Source organism: Allomuricauda sp. CAU 1633 (assembly GCF_017313225.1).
In the GTDB taxonomy this organism is placed as follows: Bacteria; Bacteroidota; Bacteroidia; order Flavobacteriales; family Flavobacteriaceae; genus Flagellimonas.
Window position 1 is genome coordinate 88,181 of sequence record NZ_JAFLNE010000001.1, and the last position, 17,907, is coordinate 106,087.

The window sequence follows — 17,907 nt, forward strand, 5'->3', positions numbered from 1 at the left end:
TCCTTTGAATACTTTTTTTAATCTTCGTCATCATACTCTTGAAAAGGGAAGAACTCGTCCAAATCATCCAAATAAAGGGTTCCTGTTCTTCCCATTCCCACAAATGCCCTATTAGCGTTGGAAAAAGCAATGGCATCTTGTCTTGTTGCTCCTTCAAATGATGTTTTTGCTTCCCAAGTATCGGAAGACGAATCATATTCCCAAACGGTATTGATCGCGCCGCTTCGCTCCCCACAGGCAATATATCCATAGCCATTTAAACTAAAGGCAACCGCATTGCTCCGGGTGATGGTGTATTCGTCCTCCTCATCCAAATCTGTCAATCTTGTCCAAGCTTCAGACGAAGGGTCAAACACCCAGAAATCATCCAAATACGTTCCATTGGAAACTCCTGTTCCTAAGTAGACCTTCTCTCCTAGGGTAAAGCTTGTGGCGGACCTTCTTTTATTGCCTCCAAAACCGACAAGCTCAGACCAAGTATCAGACGTAGGATCATACTTCCAAAAGTCTTTTCTATCATTTTCACCATCATAGCCTGTTCCAAAGTATCCATACCCATTGGCACTAAAGGCAACGGCACTTCTCCTCTTGGTCTCGGTAAGCGATGCTGTCTGTGTCCAACTGTTGCTGGAAGGGTCGTATGCATAAAAATCACTGAGTTCGTCCACCCCATCGTATCCAGAACCAATATACCCCTTGCCATTTACGGCAAATCCCACAGCGGCATTTCTAGGAGTACCAGGAAAATCTGCTTTTTGCGACCAATAATCCCCTTCTAAATCATATGACCAAAACGAATTTAAGTAATCATCACCATCATAGCCTACACCCATGTAGCCTACATTATCAATGGTAAACCCCGAAACTCCACTTCTGGGACTTCCATCAAAAACGGACCGGTCTATCCAGTTTCCAATATCATCTTCATCTTCATCATTGGAACAACTTCCAAGCAAAAAAATGGACAGCGTCAAAATAAACCCTGTTCTGTAATAGTGTATTGCCTTTTTCATACTGTGATTAAAAGTTTCGTCAAAAGTACCCTTCAACCTACATGGTGAAAAAGGGAATATATAAATGCTGCGTTTTAACCTATAAACCCAAGAAAATCATCTACGAACACCGTACCCCTGTTTGTAGTAAGAATTATGGGATTGGTCTTAAAAGAAACAGGGTTGGTCTATCTGCGTTTTACGGCCTTGGGAGTCCATTTACTTTTGGAGCAAACTAGGGTTATGAAACACATTTTTGGACTCCTCTGTCCTTTATACTTATTCTTGGCCTCCTGCTCTTCCGAGAATTACAACAGCTCCGAATTTTTGGCTGGGGAAGCTTTTACCGATAGTAATCTACGGGTTGTGCTCTTGGATACATTGAGCGTGGAGACCTCCACCATGAAATTTGATAGCATTATCACCAGCCAATCTTCAAGAATGCTTGTTGGAAAATATACCGACAGCATCTTTGGTACCATAAAAGCATCAAGCTATGTAGGTATGGTTCCGTCCACGTTCACCATTGATAGTGAAGCGGAATACGATAGTATTGTGCTGTATCTGCATTTGGATAAATACTATTATAATGATACCCTCCAAACCAATACCATCCATGTAAAACAGATTACAAAAACGTTAAAGCCACAAGAAGGGGACGATTTTTACAATACCGCCACTGCAGAGTATGACAGTGAGGATATTGGAACCTTATCCTATCTTCCCCGACCCCTGGCTTCCGATAGTTTGGAGATTCGAATTTCCGATGATCTAGGAACAGATATTTTCACCAAACTGCAGGAAAAAACCATTACCTCCTCAGACCAATTTAAAGACTACTTCAAGGGCGTGGCCCTTTTACCCGATGAAACGGACAATGGCTCCATTATTGGGTTCTCCAAAAGCACCACTGCCAGTTTTATGCGTTTGTATTTTAGTACCGCAGAGGAAAACTCACGGGAACAGGATTATTTGGATATTGATCTAGATCTATCTTCCTCACCCGCACCATTTTTTAATCAAATTTTGGCCGAAAATCCCATTGCCCCCCTTCAGACTTTAGTGGACAAAGAAATCAACCTGAGTAGTTCGGCCTCCAATGATCAAAGTTTTATCCAATCGGGGATAGGTATTGCTTCTCGGATTCAATTCCCCCATATCAAAAGTATTTACGACATCACGGGAAAGGGTACCATTCTAGATGCGGTCTTAAAGATAAAACCCTCCAATGGTACTTATGATCACAAGCTTGTCCTACGGGATACCCTATCGCTCTATGTAGTGGACAGAAACAATGACCTTACCGAGCAATTGCTTTATGCTGAGATTACCCCAGTGACCGGGATTTTAAATCGGGATAATGAGGAGTTCAACGATATCTATTATGAGATTTCCTTAGGAAGTTATATTGAAAAACTCCTGCTTGCAGAACGGGAAACCGAAGAGGCGTTGATTCTGTTGCCGGATGATTACGATTCTACCGTAGATCGTTTTGTGCTCAATGGAATGGACAACTCAGATTTTAGTGTGGTTTTGGAAGTAACCTATGCAATTTATGATGAAGATGAATAAAATTTTGATGTTAGGTGGTCTGGTCATGGTTTGTGCCATGGCCCGATCACAATCCGAAGGATTGACAAGTTCTCCCTATTCCCTCTATGGCCTTGGAACCATAAACCAGACCAGTATTGGAAAATCCAACGGTTTGGGGTATTCCGGAATTGGACTTAAGACGAGTACGGAAATCAATAACCTCAACCCAGCCAATTATGCCCTTATCCCCCAAAACTCCTTTTTCTATGATGTTGGTGTGGTAGGTGAATTCAATAACTATAGCAATAGGGCAAGCAATGAATCCAAATCCACCGTTAATTTTTCCAATATTGCCTTTGCTTTTAGGGTTGCAGACCGATTGGGCGCAGGAATTTCCATGATTCCCTATAGCGATGTAGGTTACACCTTGGTGGGATTGGTATCCAATATTGAAGGATCCAACGAAACTTTTGCAAGCAACGTCTCGGGATTGGGTGGGTTAAATGATTTGAGCTTTCATATAGGCTATGGCATAACCGATGCATTTCGGTTAGGGTTAAAAGGAACTTTTTTGTTTGGAAATATTGAAGAATCCGAAGTCTTTGTCATCAGCAACAGTTATTTTGAACTCAATGAAACTACAAATTATAGTGGGTTTAGACTTGGTGCCGGACTCCAGTATGACCTAACCAATGACCTGACCTTTGGCAGTACCGTACAGCTTCCCATTACCCTTAATGGCAATCTTACCCGCTCGGTGTACAAAACTTTGGACGCCGTGGACATTGTGGTGGAAGATGAGGAAAGTGGCAATGCATCGGATTTTAAACTACCCTTGGAACTGGGATTTGGGATGAGCATGAAAATCAAGAATTCCATTACCCTAAGTGCGGATTACAAAAAGAATTTTTGGGATAGTACGAACCAATCAGAAAATATTGGGTCTTACCGAGATCAGGATATTTATGCCTTTGGATTTGAGTATCTGAACGACCCCAGAGGATTCAAATATTGGAAGCGCATCCGCTACAGGGCCGGTTTTAATTATGATAATGGCTATTTGGCCATCAACGATGACAAAATTGATGGTTACAGCATAACCTTGGGACTTGGTTTTCCTTTGGGATGGTCCACCAATTCCATGATCAATCTTTCCTACGGGTACGGCTCAAAAGGACGGGTACAGAATATCTTGGTGCAGGAAAACTACCATACCCTTACCCTAAACATGAGTTTGGAAGATCTTTGGTTCAGAAAACGGAAAATTAATTAAGTAAAGGCCATCCCCAACTCTTTGGCATTGGGTATGGCAAAAAAGACTTTGTTGATTTTTCGCCCAAGTAAAAACCTGTTGAAAAGCACGCATTTGAGCCAATATTTCCTTAAAAATCAGAAAACTAAGACAAAAAATACTATCTTGTTGGTAGATGGAGCATGTTATATGAACTATCGGAAAAATTCCCCTCCATAAAAGTTCAATCAATAAACACAAAAATCCAACGGTTTTGAAAGCAATCACCACTACCTGTATTTTTCTTCTTTTTTTGACATTTTCCTACGGCCAAAAAACCGTTCATGGGAAAATTACCCATCTTGGAAGTCCATTGAAGGACGTGCACATTACCAATCTTTCCACTAAAGCCCAGATTGGCTCCAAAGAAGATGGCATGTATACAATTATGGCTACGCCCAAGGAAGAATTACAATTTACCTATATGGGTATGGACACCGTCTCGGTTATTGTAGAGGACGTCACTAAAATCCTCAATATTGAGATGAAACAAAAGGTGGAAGAGTTGGAAGAGGTTACAGTATCAAAAAAAGTACTGAAAGGTCAAAAAGAGCTGGAATTGGAGTATGATTCCAATCCAAATATCATAAAGTCCGCCTACGGATATCTGAACAAAGAGACCGCCAATTACTCGCTTCGAATTTTGGGAGAAGAAGAAGTAGGATCAGCACCGCAATTGAACTTTTTATTGACTGGGAGATTTGCCGGCGTAAGAGCTATGTGCGACCCCATGACCGATGAGTTGGTGGTATCCATGCGATCTAGTGGCAGTCTGAACAGACCAATAAATGCGATACAAAGCCCTTCTATGAACAAAGGCTCATCTTCTCCTGGCCTATCAAATGGACGAGCTGTTTTTGATGTGGATGGTGTTATTTTGAACCGCATATCCTGCAGTACTTTGTGGGGGAACCTAAGAAGAATCGCCTTTATTCCCTCCTATGCCGGATTGGCTCGATATGGACACCTAGGCGTGAACGGAGTGGTCGTAATCAATACCAAAACGGGTACTGTCACCCCAAAAGAAGCCAATGGCGCTCCCTACGATCAGGCAAAGCTTCGAAACAATTATCTCAAAGAAAGTAGTGTGGTCGATGCTAAAAGTGTGGGGGCCTCCTTGCCCAATTATATGAAAGAGCTCAAAGAAAGTGGGTCTACCCAAGCGGCAAGGACCATATTTGAAAACAATCAATTAAAATATGCCAACTATGCTTTCTTTTATCTGGATTCGTACCGATACTTCTACGAGGATGAAAATGATATAGCATTTGCGGATGCCATCTATGAAAAATACATCGAACTAAATGATACCAATCCTGTCTTGTTAAAGGCTATGGCCTATGTATTGGAATCACAGGGAAGGCAAAAAGAGGCCCATGCCCTCTATAAAAAAGTCTACAAATTGCGCCCAGAATACGCCCAGAGCTTTATTGATATGGCGAACAGTTACCGTAATCTGGACAAGCCAGAATCTGCCGCTTCGCTCTATGCACGGCATTCCTATCTCATGGAGGAAGGCCTGTTGCCAACGGACAGTATGGAACTTGCCGCCATCATGCAACGGGAGATGGACAACCTCTTCGACCTGGACAACGGCTCCCTGAAAATCAAAACGCGAAAAAAGGATTTTGATGAGCGCAGCACAAGATTGGTCTTTGACTGGAGCGACTCCGAAGCGGAGTTCGACCTGCAGTTCGTGAACCCCGAAAACCAATATTTTGAATGGAAGCACACCATGGCGGAAATGCCTGAGCGAATCCGTTCCGAAAAGGAACTGGGCTATGCCATGGCCGATTTTCTTTTGGACAATGAACTTTTGGGCAGATGGAAGGTGAATGCCACCTACCACGGCAACAAACAGGTCACACCGACCTATATCAAGGCTACCATTTATCGGAATTACGGCAGCAAATTGCAGAGTAAGGAGGTCAAGGTATTTAAACTGGGCATGCAGGGTGTAAACCAATATCTGTTTGATCTGAGGATTCCTTCAGAAGTGGCACAAAATTGAAGCTTGTACAATTTAAATGAGGACTACCATGTCTGCTACCGCCTGGTAGGTTAGAAAAGATTCCTCAACTTCTCGGGTGCTTCAAAACGGTATCCAATATAAAACACACCGTGCCATAAATTATTGGAAATGTCCAATGATTCCGCATTCTTGTATGACAAACCGTTGAAAGCAGCAGAAATACCCATATATAATTTATCGGTATTGTAACCAAGCTGAAGTCCTGCGGTATAGTCGGTTACAAAATAATTGTCCTTTTCAATGTCACCCGAGAGGGTGTACTTATAAAACCTAGGGCCAAATACAACACGTGCAAATGGGGCAATGTTCATTTTGGGGGTAATCACCCAATTGTAATAATAGCCCATCCCGGCCCTTACATCCACTTGGTTTTCTTTCCCGTAGCTATCTTCAAAATTATTGGTCATCTTGGTGAACTCATATTTAAGCTCGGGTACTAGACTGCCCCTGCTTTGCAGTTGCCATTCTTGGCGGTTATATAGTGATCTTACCGAAAAATTCTTATTTAAAACAAATCCTGTCCTTCCTCCCCAAGTAATGACCTTTAAGTCTGGAAACTGGAGATAGGGATCACTCCCTTCATTCCATGTTGGTAGAAAATCACCGGTATTTTCCACATAAAATCCCTTCATTCTCCTAAAAAAAACATTTTGAACAAACCTCCCAGGAAACATATTTACCTGATATTCCGTAAAGGAGCTATCTCCTTTTAGTTCATCATCATCATTTCCCGGTAAAAATCCAGGGGAATACCCAAAACTTAAATTCAAGAATTTATAATTCATCCGAAATGTAAGCTTTACATCGTTGTTGGAAACCAAATGGAAATTGCCCACATCGGGACTATTGATTATAAACTCATCAATATCCGTACTAAAATCAATACCGTAAGCGAGCTTATCCTCGTAAGAAATAATGTCATCGTCTGCTTCCTGCCCTTGTATTTGGGCATGGAAAATAAAGGTGAAACAAGATATGCTAATAGCCTTAGCCAAGTTTTTTATAGTTGGAACAAGGGTTTTTATAAACATCTGAAGGAGGTTGAGATTAAATACTTGATTTTGGAAACGATCACAATGGGTTAAATCACTATTTATGCTTGTCTCCCCAAGGGGTTCGCCTTACAAGATAATTTATAGTGGCCTCGTATTTGTCCAATGAATTTCCAAACCCATTTCTCTTAACGCTGTGTACCGTTCGGCCTTGGTCATTGTATACAATCATCTCAATGGTGGTATCATAGTTATCCGTTGTAGACGAACTTGTACTGCTAAATTCCCTTCCCGAACTCTTCTTGTCCTTATCTTCTCTTTTCTCTTTTTCCTTGTAAGTTGTACTGGTGCTCCCAAATGTCATTGTCCCTTCAAAATTGATGTTTGCAGTGCCATACACTACAAATTCAACACCCAACAACTTGGCCACTTCTTGCGGCAACATGGTTTTGATGGAATTTGCATTTACATTGTTCTTTAACAACAGCGCATTAGTGGTCATTGGATCTAAAATGGTAAGCCCTCTGGTATTATCCATAAAAGAATTTATGGTGGTATGCTGAACTTCCTCAGCCATGGCATCAGTGGTCAAGGAACTCTCGTTGGATATCATTGTATAGGGTATTACGGCAAGCTTGTTCCGGGAATTTGCACTAGCGACAGCCGCAGCCGTTACAGGGGCGGCAGCTTCGTTGATTACCTGCGTTCTCCCACTACCGAATACGATTTTGTTGATTTTTGATTTTTCAAAAGAATACTCCAATGTTTCCCCAGCATACACAAAGGTAATTGCAGCATCCTCAATGGCTTTTACAGTTCCTTCATTTACTTCTCCGCTGAGCATGTAGACTTTGTCAACAGCATCTTGGGCTATGGTACCTGCCGAAAACAACAGGGTCACCATACAGAAAATAATAGTTAATGATTTCATAGTGGGTTGATTTAAAAGTGTTTAGTCAAAGAAGTTACAAAAAAACCGTTTTCAACCTTAGGCTCATTAAAGATTTTTCATACAAATAATACAGTATTAAAATCAAGCAAAGTGAAAGTGCAAAGACATTGTAGCTTTCATTCCCTTTAATTTTCGAACAAATCATAGTTAGGCCATTCCTGTCTGGAATCAATCTCATCCAATACCGCTTGTCCCATTAAGGGTATGGAGGGCCAGTTTCCTGTTGACGTGCCGTTTGTTAAAATTGAATATCCAAACTCATCGTTCCTGCGTTCAAGAAGGGTGGCTGTACCAGGTAATGCACCTGAATGGCTCCAGTTCTGATACGAAAAATACATAGGGTAGGAATTCACTATATCCTCCACTTCAGTGTTTCTATCAATACGTACCAAAAACCGCAACAAATCGGTGGCTGAAGCAATCCACCCTCCATGAGAGTCCATTCTAGTAACGTTTATTCCGTACGGCGACCATCCCAAACTATAATAGGTCACTTCGTTGGGTGCTTTCTCTTCCAGCAAATTTTTAGCAATGGCCATATCTTCAATACCACAAGGGGCCAGTACATTTTCCATCATAAACTGCTCATAGGTTTGATCGGTAACTTTTTCTATGATTCGCCCAAGCAAACAATACCCAAAATTGGAATATAAATACGTTGTTCCAGGCTCATGTTCCAAAGGAATATTATCTAAAGTATAACCTATCAACTGTTCAAAATCCCAGGAGTAGTCCAAAAACATGGGGTCATTGCCATCATTGGTCCACCCCCCCGCTCTGTGGTCCAAAAGATGACCAACATTAATGTCTAGGATGTCATCTGAATACGGAGGTGTTCCATAGGTATTACCAAGGATGCCATCATCGCCAAAAACCTTATTGCCCAGTCCAAGTTTTCCTTGCTCCCGAAGAATGTAAATGCCAATGGCCGTCAATGGTTTTGAAATACTGGCTATTCTAAAGAGGGATCCATTGTTTACCGGGATTTCGTTTTCCACATCAGACCATCCAAATGATTTTTGATAGACGAGTTTTTCGTTCTTTGTAATGGCAACTTGAACCCCAGGTACGTTTTGAGCTTCCATAAAAGATGCTATTCTTTCGTCCAGTAAAGGAAAGTCGGTGGTTAAATCAATCGTAAACGTTCTAGCATTACCATTGGCAGCCCTGACCTCAATAGTAGCTCCATCCAAGATATCCAAAGAAGTTACTCCACTGGTAAGCTCAATCGCTTCCTGTCCCCCTGAAGAACCATAAACGGATGCACCATTGGAAACCTGAAATTCTGGGATTAAATCTTCCAATGTGGTACTTGGAGGAAGAAAAAGTCCGATTGTGGTTCCTGCAATGGTTGCTTCAGAATCGACCGGGATATCATTCACATTTTTTTTGAATTGAAAAGAAATCAGATTGTTGGCACTTGACAGGGAGCCTCCTCCATTATTGTCATTATTAGGTGTCGATGGATTTTGAGACCCTGGATTGGGAGCTGGATCGGAAGAGTCTGAACTGCAAGAGTAGGCCACAAAAATTATGGCCAGTAAAAAGCATAGTTTTTTCATTTTAAAGCGGTTTTTTGGCTGGTTACAATGATTAACCTAAAAAATGATATGTTACGGGAGGGGGATATTGGAAAGATATAAATTATTTGCCTTTTATAGGTGTTGCATTTGTTATCTTTTGAAATGGGATTTAAGCACCCAGTTTAGTTGAGAGAATAAAGAAATAAATGGTGAGTGGAAAAACTCAGGATGGCCAATAAAAATGACTTTTAAGCATTATGAAAGTTTGTTAATGCTTTGGATATAAATTAAGCGAAGTTAATTAAGCAGTTTGTTCGTAGACATTAAATTTATTGGTTATTGGAATTACGCAATGGTTATACATGTAACATTTGCCTAAAAACAAACACCTATATTACATGGGAGGAGAGGGCAGCATACAAAGCATGATAACGATTCTTCGTAACAATAAGAGTCTGTTGCGTAGAAAGAGTTTGTTTCGACGTGAGTCCGGGTTTAGACGGCTTCGAAACGAATATCGCAAATACGACGAAGGAAGAATTGAGTCCAAGCCCATTTCACAAAAAGAGTTATCCGAAATCAGAGAGAAAATTGTAAAGCAAAATAGAAGAACGAACTTTCGGTCATCAGTACTCGCAATTTTCTTATTTGCCTTAACTATTGGATTTACAATTAAGCTCTATAACAACCTTAAACGTTATCAATTGGAGGCAGAGGCTACAATAATGAAGGGTAAGACCGAAAAATACCTGTTCTACATCGAGGACGGTGATAAATGGTTGGAAAAAGGCCATTTCAATAATGCAATATTCCAATATTTGTTGGCTAAGGAAATTTACCCATCAGAATACAATGTCAACTACCGATTGGTAATTGCCTATGGAGGCAAATGCAAGTATGAACAATCTGGTTGTACTGAAGGTCATAGAATACTTAAAAATTTGAAGGCACAGTTTCCAGAAAAAAGTGAGTTGTACAACTTAAGTAACTATTTTGATTAATCAATCTTTATTCAAACTTGAATAACCAAGTTTTTTCAAATCCGACCATAACGTGCGCAAAGTTGTTCAATTGTTGAAACCAAGGGTTGGACATTTATCCAATATGTGCTTTATTTGAAAAATGGATGCATCAACCTTTCCTATAATGAAAAACATTATTTACAAGACCATACTTTTCTCCCTCATCTTAATTACTTTTTCTTGTTCAAATGATAGTGAAGGAGATGAATCTGAAGTTGACGAGCCGATAACAATGGTAGGTACATGGCAACTTACTTCCTATACTTTTGAAAACTCTTATGATTTCAACGGTGACGGTACTTCTTCAAACGATTTTATAGAGGAGACCAATTGCTTTACTGATGTAAGAATAATTTTCAATGAAGATGGAACAGGGGAACAGATTGCTACAAGTTTGTCCTTCACAATCATAGATGATGAGATAGTCATGAATTGTGAACCGCCCACTACTGTACAAAAAACTTGGTCACTGGATGGGAGTGAACTAACAGTTCAAAGTGAGGGCTTAGGTTTTAAAGCAATTGTAGATGGAAACTCATTTTCTTATACATGGAACGCTGATGCCCTTGTACAGTTTTTTTTCGGGGATGAATATTCAGATAATGAAACTTATGTTTACACCAAAGTAGAATAATCAAAATTCTTTCAATATTAAACTTCACATCAAATTCCATAAATAAATCACTAAATGAGATATTGGATAATATGTTGAATAAATCAAGGTCTAAAAATAAACCCTGGCAAGAACAATTCCTCCCAGATTATTTTCACTCCCCACTTTAGCTTCTTTCGGCCACCTGCTCGTCCGGTAGATGGGTGCTCAGGACAAACTTCTCCAACAAAAAAGAGCCACACTTTCGTGCAGCTCTTTTATTTTTGCTCCCCCTCTTGGGCTCGAACCAAGGACCCTCTGATTAACAGCGTCGCCGAATGAGGTACATGCAAATTTAAATTTGCCTTTATTTAATTGATTATCAATGTTTTAATAAATTTTGATTTCAAACAGAATCAATTGAAACCAAGCTTTTGCGTGCAAATTGCGTGCAAATTTTTTTATAACTTATGTTCATGAACACGAGTATAAAGCTAAGTTTGGACACCCGCAGAATGACCCAAAATGGATGTTTTCCCATTATTTTGAGGCTGACCCATTTTAGAAAAACCACTTCGATCAAAACAGGTCATTATGTCCCAGAGGATTACTGGGATCATCACAGGTGCAAAGTAAAGAGAAATTTTCCAGATGTTGATTCGGTTCACTTAATGAACACCCTTTTATTAAAAAAACAACTTAAGGCACAAGAAGTAATCAATAGGTTGGCGGATAATGATCAATTGGACAGACTAACAGCCAAAGACATTGCCGATAAAATTGTCAATAGAAAACGGTTAAACTCATTCTATGAGTTCGGTCTTCAAAAAGCAGAAGAGCTTATTAGGGAAAAACGGATAGGCACTGCAAGAAACTATTCCGGAATCATAGGAAGGCTAAAAGTATTTACAAACAATAGGGATTTAAAATTCAATGAACTCAATCTTGAATTCTTAAAACGGTTTGAAAGGCACCATTTATCAAAACCAGGCAATACCATCAATGGAATTGCATCTTATATGAGAACGATAAAGGCCATCTACAATAAAGGAATCAAGGAAGGCATGGTGGATGAAGCACTATACCCTTTTAAATACTACACCATAAAAACAAAGCCCACTGAAAAAAGAGCCATTAAGATTGAAAGCATCAAGAAAATACTTGAAATGAAAACCAAGATTGGTTCCAATCATTTTCACTATCGCAACTATTTTATTCTTTCCTATCTGATGTTGGGCATGTCCTTTATTGATATGGCATTCCTGAAAAGGGATAATATCATCGATGGTCGTGTTAAACTTCAAAGACGTAAAACAGGAAAACGCTACGATATAATTATAACCGATCAGATTAAACCCATTATTCAATACTATCTGGACCATCCTAACCCCTCTGGTTTTTTATTGCCCATAATTTATCGGGACACTTTGGAATTGCAATACAAAGATGCCCAATGGGAGCTTAGACGTTACAATATTGGTTTGAAAGAAATCGCAAAAGAATGTAAGATTGAAGAGCGTTTGACTTCCTATGTTTCAAGGCATAGTTTTGCAACCCATGCAATGTTCAAAAAAGTTCCTTTGGAAGCGATATCCGCAATGATGGGCCATAACAAACTTAGTACTACCCAAATTTATTTAAAGTCCCTGCCTAGCAATGTACTTGACACCTATCAGTTGGAACTTAACTCCATATAGAATAGGGAAGATCAATAAGTAGTTTGTTAATTTTTTGGATATTGAAACTCTTCTAACCTCTACCATATTGTAACATATATTATTTCCATTCGTCATTTTTATAAACCGTCCATGTATGAACAATATTGGATATATGTTATTAGGCTTGATTCTCTTCTGCTCCTGCACAAATAAACCGAACTATCATTACGTTGAAATTCAGAATAGACAACAGTATGTCCTGACTTGGGGAGAAGGGGAGCCTGTTGTTGTGTTTCTTTGTGGTGGTGGAAGTGACTTAAAAGATTTTGAAGAAGTACAGAAGAATATTTCTCAAACCACAAAAACCATCTCCTATGATAAATTCGGTATAGGGAAATCAGAATTGATCGGTTCTCCAAGAACATTAGAAAACGTATCCAGTGAACTTAAAGACTTATTGAAAAAAGAGGGGGTGGTTGACACTCCAATTATTTTGGTGGGTCACTCTATGGGAGGAAGCGTTGCAAGATATTATCTACATCGCTATCCAACTAACATTGTTGGTCTGATACTTATAGATCCTGGAAGTGAATTTATTAATGAAGAACACCGAAAGGTACAGACCGAAGAAGAAATACGTATAGAGGATAGCATATTTGCTGCTCAAATCAAATTAATCCCTAAAGGGTTTCGTATGGAAGTAGATGCTTATCACCTACACGATTCCATATTAAGAACATTTCCTTTTAAGACTGAAATACCAATTACCTTACTTGAATCAAATCAGGTCGATAAAAATGATTCCAATCAAATAAAGCTCATTCAGGTTCAGAAAAGACTTTATAGAGATTTTAGAGAGCAAGTTCCTCAAATGAAAATTATATCGACGGAAAAAAGCGGACATTTTATTCAATTAGATGAACCGCATTTGGTTATTGATGCAATTAAAGAAATGTTAGTTACCATAAAGTAACTTCAATTAAAACACCAAAATAGCTCTTTACTTATTAGTTTTTCCAACTTAAATACTGTTAAAAGAGATACTTATTCAAGAATAATCTTAAGGCTTTTTCTATTGTTAGGATGTTAATTCAAGATGTGTCATTGTCATGACAATCTTGCTTTTGCTCCCAGTGGGTCGCAAAAGGAAACTAAATTAAAGCGAACGGAACGAAGTGAAGTGCTGCAAGCCCCAAATCTTACACAAACTAATACTACTGAGCGAGGCAAAATCAATCAACCTTTGAAGAGTTCCTATAGAACCTTTTTGAGAAGGACCCAACAGTTAGTCTCTTGGAAGATAAGACTGTTCTAATTACTTTTTATTGTTGATCCTTTTCAATTGTTGGACATCTGCCAAATCCTTGGGCCTTCCCGCCTTAATCTTACTGGTGATCAGGTCATCAAGATTCAACACTTTCCATTTAAGTTGGGGTTGGTCATCCAAGGAAGCTTCTTCCGCTTCCTCATAAGCTTGGTCAAAACTTTTGTTCACTGAAAAATTGGTTATCAATTCTAGATTGAGATCGGCAGGGGAGAATTTAATGGAAATGTTTTGATGTCCCTCCTTCACTTCTTTTGGGAAATCCTCAATCTCGTATCCCATTTCATTGAATACTTTCACCAACCTTTTAAAATTGTCCTCTTTGGGGTCTATCCAGAAATCAACATCGGCAGAGTGTCTTTGATGTCCGTGAAAATTGACGGCACCCCCGCCAACCATGAGCATCCTAACCCCGTGCTTGTTGGTCATTTCCAAAAAAAGGTCGATATCCTCTTTCCATTGCCTCATTTCCCGGTAGTAATCTGTATGATGAATTTATTCTCATCATGCTTGGCCTTTGTGGGAAATCGGTTGATGCGTTGCATCAAATCCAAGAAACGGTAAACACGCTCAACAGGGCTAAGTGCCAAGAAATCCCTTTCCTGTTCCATATTGGCCTCATCCTTGGTACGAAATTGAACTTGCATCTGCCTGTATATTACCGTTCTATGATATAAAGATATTACAAATTGACAAGAGCCTAAAAAGTGTGGGAATCATTGCAGCTTAAACAAGCTATTTGATCAGCTTTTCCAAATAGGCAACTTTGTCCTTTTCAGCTTGCAATAAACGCTCGTAAAGTTTCTTGTTCTCCTCGTAGGCTTCCACCAGTTTATCTAATGGATTGAACGTGCAATGGAAATTGTTTAGAGGCCCATTATTTACACTGTTATCATTAAAGTTGTTGATATTATGAAATATGGATTCCTCAGAAAAATTCTCAATACCCTCCTTGGTAACTCCCAAGGCCTTGGCAATCTCTTCCAGTTTCGCATCATCCACTTTCTCGCTGTTCTCAATATTGGAAACGGCCTGTTGGCTGATGCCCAGTTCTTCGGCAAGGGTTTCTTGTTTCATTCCTCGGAGTTCCCTAATCCTACCAATTTTTCTGCCTATATGATTGTTCTTGGTCTTTGTCTCCATACCTCAAATATAGTGTTTCGTACAATAATCCGATTGTAAAATACAAGAATGCATTTAAGGGATGACTAAGGTACTTTCTCCTCAAAATGGTTAATCATTTTTGATTTTTCCGTGAAAAATTCCTTGAATTTACTGGGCTGAACACCTTTTTCCGTGAAAAATAGAAGATTTACCGATAAAATTATTGGACAAATAAAGCCTTCATTACTCAACCAAGCCATTCTTCAAAAAACCATTTTTTAGTAAAAAATCAATTGATTTTACTGGACTGAAGTCCCTTTTTAGTAAAAAAGGCTATAAAAGTCATTAATCAATATTTTCAAAAAAGCCCTAAAAATGGTCTTTTCCGAAGGAAAATGAATCAATAACAGTGCGCTAGCCTGTTATCCTCTTGCTTTACATTTTTCTTTTGCTTTGCAAAACAAAAAAGAAAGCACCCCAACTTTTGAATTGAATGAAACTATTTCAACTCGTTACGGGATTCCACATTTTCCAGTTAATAGAAAATTCTTACATTTAAATCTATCCCCCAAAATTTACAACAAGCCAAGTTAAAATTACGCTTTGTTTAATGGGCATAACCATTTAAAATACGGTATATGCATGAACAAGTTATTTTAAAGGCTTAAAACCATTTAACATTTATGAGAATTGAAAAACTGATTTTAGAAAATTTTAGAGGATATCGAATCAAAACTGAAATTGACTTTGGTTCTTTTAATGTTATTGTAGGTCGAAATGATATTGGTAAGTCTACAGTTTTGGAAGCAATAGATATTTTCATCAATGACAAATCTGCTATTAGTAAATACAGTAAAGAGGACATTAATTTGAAGGGCGGAAACGAGTGTAAAATAAGTATAGTGTTTTCTGATTTGCCGAAAAAGTTGATTGTTGATAGTACTGTCGAAACCAGCTTAGCAAACGAACTTTTGTTAAACGAAAACAAACTTTTAGAGATTCAAAAAACTTTCGGAGCTACAGGTGTAAAGAAAATTGACCTTATTGCTGTACACCCAAGCCATACTAAAGCTAAAGACTTATTGAGCTTAAAAATAGACGAATTAAAAAAAAGAGCTGACGATTTAGGAGTTCCAACTGAAAATTATAATGGTACGATTTCATCATCGATAAGAGAAGCAATAAGAAATCATTTAGGAAAAGATTTAAAAAATACATTGAGAGCAGTCACTGTATTTAAAAGCTCAGACAAGACTCAAAGCGTTGGTAAAGAAATATGGAATCAATTGGAGACTTATTTTCCCATCTACTCTTTATTTCAATCTGATAGAAAAAATGAAGAAAAAGATTCGGAGGTACAAAATCCAATGAAAACAGTCATAAAACATATCTTAAAAGATAGCACTCTTCAAACTCAATTAAAAACGATTAAAGATGCTGTTGAGAAAGCTTCATCAGAAGTTGCAAAACTAACCATAAAAAAGCTAAAGGAGATGAATACAGAGATTGCCGATTCACTTGATCCGATTTTTTCTGAACCTACATGGGATAGCGCATTCAAATTCAATCTCGTGAGTGATGAAAACATCCCTCTAGATAAGAGAGGAAGTGGAGTGAGAAGGCTAATTTTATTAAATTTTTTCAGAGCAGAAGCGGAAAAACAAAGAAAGGAAAGAAGTGTACCACAGATAATTTATGCACTTGAAGAACCGGAAACATCTCAACACCCTCAACATCAATTACTTTTGATAGAAGCATTCAAAACACTTGCAAAAAACTCCAACAACCAAGTAATTTTAACCACACATAGTCCAGGAATTGCAAAACAAATTGAACCAAATTGTTTGATTTTTTTAGAAAGACTCGAAAACGAAATTAAAGTTTCACGAGGAGAAGAGGACATTTTTAGAAAAGTTGCAGATGAATTAGGTGTACTTCCTTCAATTGAGTTGGAGGATGTCTCGAAAGTAAAATTAGCAATATGTGTTGAAGGTAAGAATGATATTGCCTTTTTGAAAAAAATTAGTCAAAGCATACCAGAACTCAATTCAATTTGTGATATTGAAAATGAAGAATCAATTATACTACTACCCTTAGGTGGGAGTTCATTGCAATTTTGGGTAAATCAAGATTACCTAGGAAAATTAAATCTGAATCAGATTCATATCTATGATAGCGATATAGGTTCAGAAGAACCAAATAAGTATCAAAAATACGTTGAGGCAATCAATGCTAAAGGCCATGGAAATGTTGCATTTACAACAAGTCATCGAGAAATGGAAAACTTATTTGCCCCTTCATTGATAACTGAAATTTATGGAGTTATAATTCCAGATGGGACGGATTGGACAATAACGGATGTTTCAGATATTATTGGTAAGCACAATTTGGAAAATTCTGAAAGCACTAGATCATGGAACGAATTGGAAAAAGAGGAGAGAAAGAAAAGAACAAGTAAGATTAAAAATCAACTAAACAATACTCATGCGGTTAAGATTACCAAAAAACATTTAGATGAAATCAACTGCTTCGAGGAAGTAAAATTATGGTTTGATTCGATGAGTGAATTGAAATAATCATAGAGGCCAACCGATATTAAGAAAAAACCTACCTAAAATCGGAATTATTGAAATTTGAGGCAAATCCCGAGTTATGAAGAATTCTTTTGTTTCCACTTTTAATATTAAATCCTGCATAACGGTTATTTTATGTTAAATTAGATTGAGTTACACCCAGATTACCGCGTAGTCATATTGCTTTAAATTATTAGTCAATGTTGGTCAAAGGTTTGCTAGATAATTTAAATTTTATTCAAAAATGAGGAAGATAAATTGTAATCATTCATAAAAAGCCCGCTGATTTTTAGGTTGATTTTTTTATGAAAAGTTAAAG

General features: G+C 38.3%; 15 protein-coding genes. 8 read left to right on the forward strand and 7 right to left on the reverse strand.

Going from position 1 to position 17,907, the window contains the following annotated elements:
- Positions 1-17 precede the first annotated feature (17 nt).
- Complete coding sequence (locus tag J0X14_RS00360; RefSeq protein WP_207095782.1) at positions 18-1,013, reverse strand: Kelch repeat-containing protein; 996 nt, start codon at positions 1,011-1,013, stop codon at positions 18-20.
- Positions 1,014-1,235: 222 nt separating this feature from the next.
- Here J0X14_RS00360 and J0X14_RS00365 point away from each other — a divergent pair, with 222 nt between their 5' ends.
- The 3 genes from J0X14_RS00365 (at position 1,236) to J0X14_RS00375 (ending at position 5,827) form a co-directional block, all read left to right on the forward strand.
- Positions 1,236-2,564, forward strand: coding sequence for a DUF4270 family protein (locus J0X14_RS00365; RefSeq protein WP_207095783.1), 1,329 nt, complete (start codon positions 1,236-1,238; stop codon positions 2,562-2,564).
- Positions 2,557-3,798 (forward strand): OmpP1/FadL family transporter, encoded by a 1,242-nt coding sequence (locus J0X14_RS00370; protein WP_242527875.1) that lies wholly within the window; start codon positions 2,557-2,559, stop codon positions 3,796-3,798. The genes J0X14_RS00365 and J0X14_RS00370 overlap by 8 nt, the downstream gene beginning before the upstream one ends.
- 232 nt (positions 3,799-4,030) lie before the next feature.
- Entirely contained in the window at positions 4,031-5,827 is a 1,797-nt protein-coding gene (locus J0X14_RS00375; protein ID WP_207095785.1) for a hypothetical protein, read from the forward strand.
- 50 nt (positions 5,828-5,877) lie between these two features.
- On the opposite strand, the gene J0X14_RS00380 is transcribed toward J0X14_RS00375, so the two are convergent.
- From J0X14_RS00380 to J0X14_RS00390, 3 genes are all read right to left on the reverse strand, one after another.
- Positions 5,878-6,843, reverse strand: a complete 966-nt coding sequence (locus J0X14_RS00380; protein WP_207095786.1) for a DUF4421 family protein — start codon at positions 6,841-6,843, stop codon at positions 5,878-5,880.
- Positions 6,844-6,937: 94 nt separating this feature from the next.
- Positions 6,938-7,771: a hypothetical protein gene (locus J0X14_RS00385; RefSeq protein ID WP_207095787.1), complete on the reverse strand. Its 834-nt coding sequence runs from the start codon at positions 7,769-7,771 to the stop codon at positions 6,938-6,940.
- A 146-nt stretch (positions 7,772-7,917) separates the two neighbouring features.
- Positions 7,918-9,354: a serine hydrolase domain-containing protein gene (locus J0X14_RS00390; protein ID WP_207095788.1), complete on the reverse strand. Its 1,437-nt coding sequence runs from the start codon at positions 9,352-9,354 to the stop codon at positions 7,918-7,920.
- A gap of 386 nt (positions 9,355-9,740) precedes the next feature.
- Between J0X14_RS00390 and J0X14_RS00395 the strand changes: the two genes are divergently transcribed.
- From J0X14_RS00395 to J0X14_RS00410, 4 genes are all read left to right on the forward strand, one after another.
- Positions 9,741-10,316: a hypothetical protein gene (locus tag J0X14_RS00395; RefSeq protein WP_207095789.1), complete on the forward strand. Its 576-nt coding sequence runs from the start codon at positions 9,741-9,743 to the stop codon at positions 10,314-10,316.
- 145 nt (positions 10,317-10,461) lie between these two features.
- Positions 10,462-10,971: a DUF5004 domain-containing protein gene (locus tag J0X14_RS00400; RefSeq protein ID WP_207095790.1), complete on the forward strand. Its 510-nt coding sequence runs from the start codon at positions 10,462-10,464 to the stop codon at positions 10,969-10,971.
- A 434-nt stretch (positions 10,972-11,405) separates the two neighbouring features.
- Positions 11,406-12,626, forward strand: coding sequence for a site-specific integrase (locus tag J0X14_RS00405; protein ID WP_207095791.1), 1,221 nt, complete (start codon positions 11,406-11,408; stop codon positions 12,624-12,626).
- A 115-nt stretch (positions 12,627-12,741) separates the two neighbouring features.
- Entirely contained in the window at positions 12,742-13,560 is an 819-nt protein-coding gene (locus J0X14_RS00410; protein ID WP_207095792.1) for an alpha/beta fold hydrolase, read from the forward strand.
- 342 nt (positions 13,561-13,902) lie between these two features.
- Here J0X14_RS00410 and J0X14_RS00415 read toward each other — a convergent pair whose 3' ends face one another.
- The 3 genes from J0X14_RS00415 to J0X14_RS00425 form a co-directional block, all read right to left on the reverse strand.
- Positions 13,903-14,379 carry a nucleotidyl transferase AbiEii/AbiGii toxin family protein gene (locus J0X14_RS00415; RefSeq protein ID WP_207095793.1) on the reverse strand — a complete coding sequence of 159 codons (477 nt, stop codon included), beginning with the start codon at positions 14,377-14,379 and terminating at the stop codon, positions 13,903-13,905.
- On the reverse strand, positions 14,376-14,558 hold the full coding sequence (locus J0X14_RS00420) for a hypothetical protein (RefSeq protein WP_207095794.1): 183 nt from the start codon (positions 14,556-14,558) through the stop codon (positions 14,376-14,378). Before J0X14_RS00420 ends, J0X14_RS00415 begins: the two co-directional genes overlap by 4 nt.
- An 88-nt stretch (positions 14,559-14,646) precedes the next feature.
- On the reverse strand, positions 14,647-15,054 hold the full coding sequence (locus tag J0X14_RS00425) for a helix-turn-helix domain-containing protein (RefSeq protein ID WP_207095795.1): 408 nt from the start codon (positions 15,052-15,054) through the stop codon (positions 14,647-14,649).
- A gap of 644 nt (positions 15,055-15,698) precedes the next feature.
- On the opposite strand from J0X14_RS00425, the gene J0X14_RS00430 reads away from it, so the two are divergent.
- Positions 15,699-17,591 carry an ATP-binding protein gene (locus J0X14_RS00430; RefSeq protein WP_207095796.1) on the forward strand — a complete coding sequence of 631 codons (1,893 nt, stop codon included), beginning with the start codon at positions 15,699-15,701 and terminating at the stop codon, positions 17,589-17,591.
- Positions 17,592-17,907: the final 316 nt, after the last annotated feature.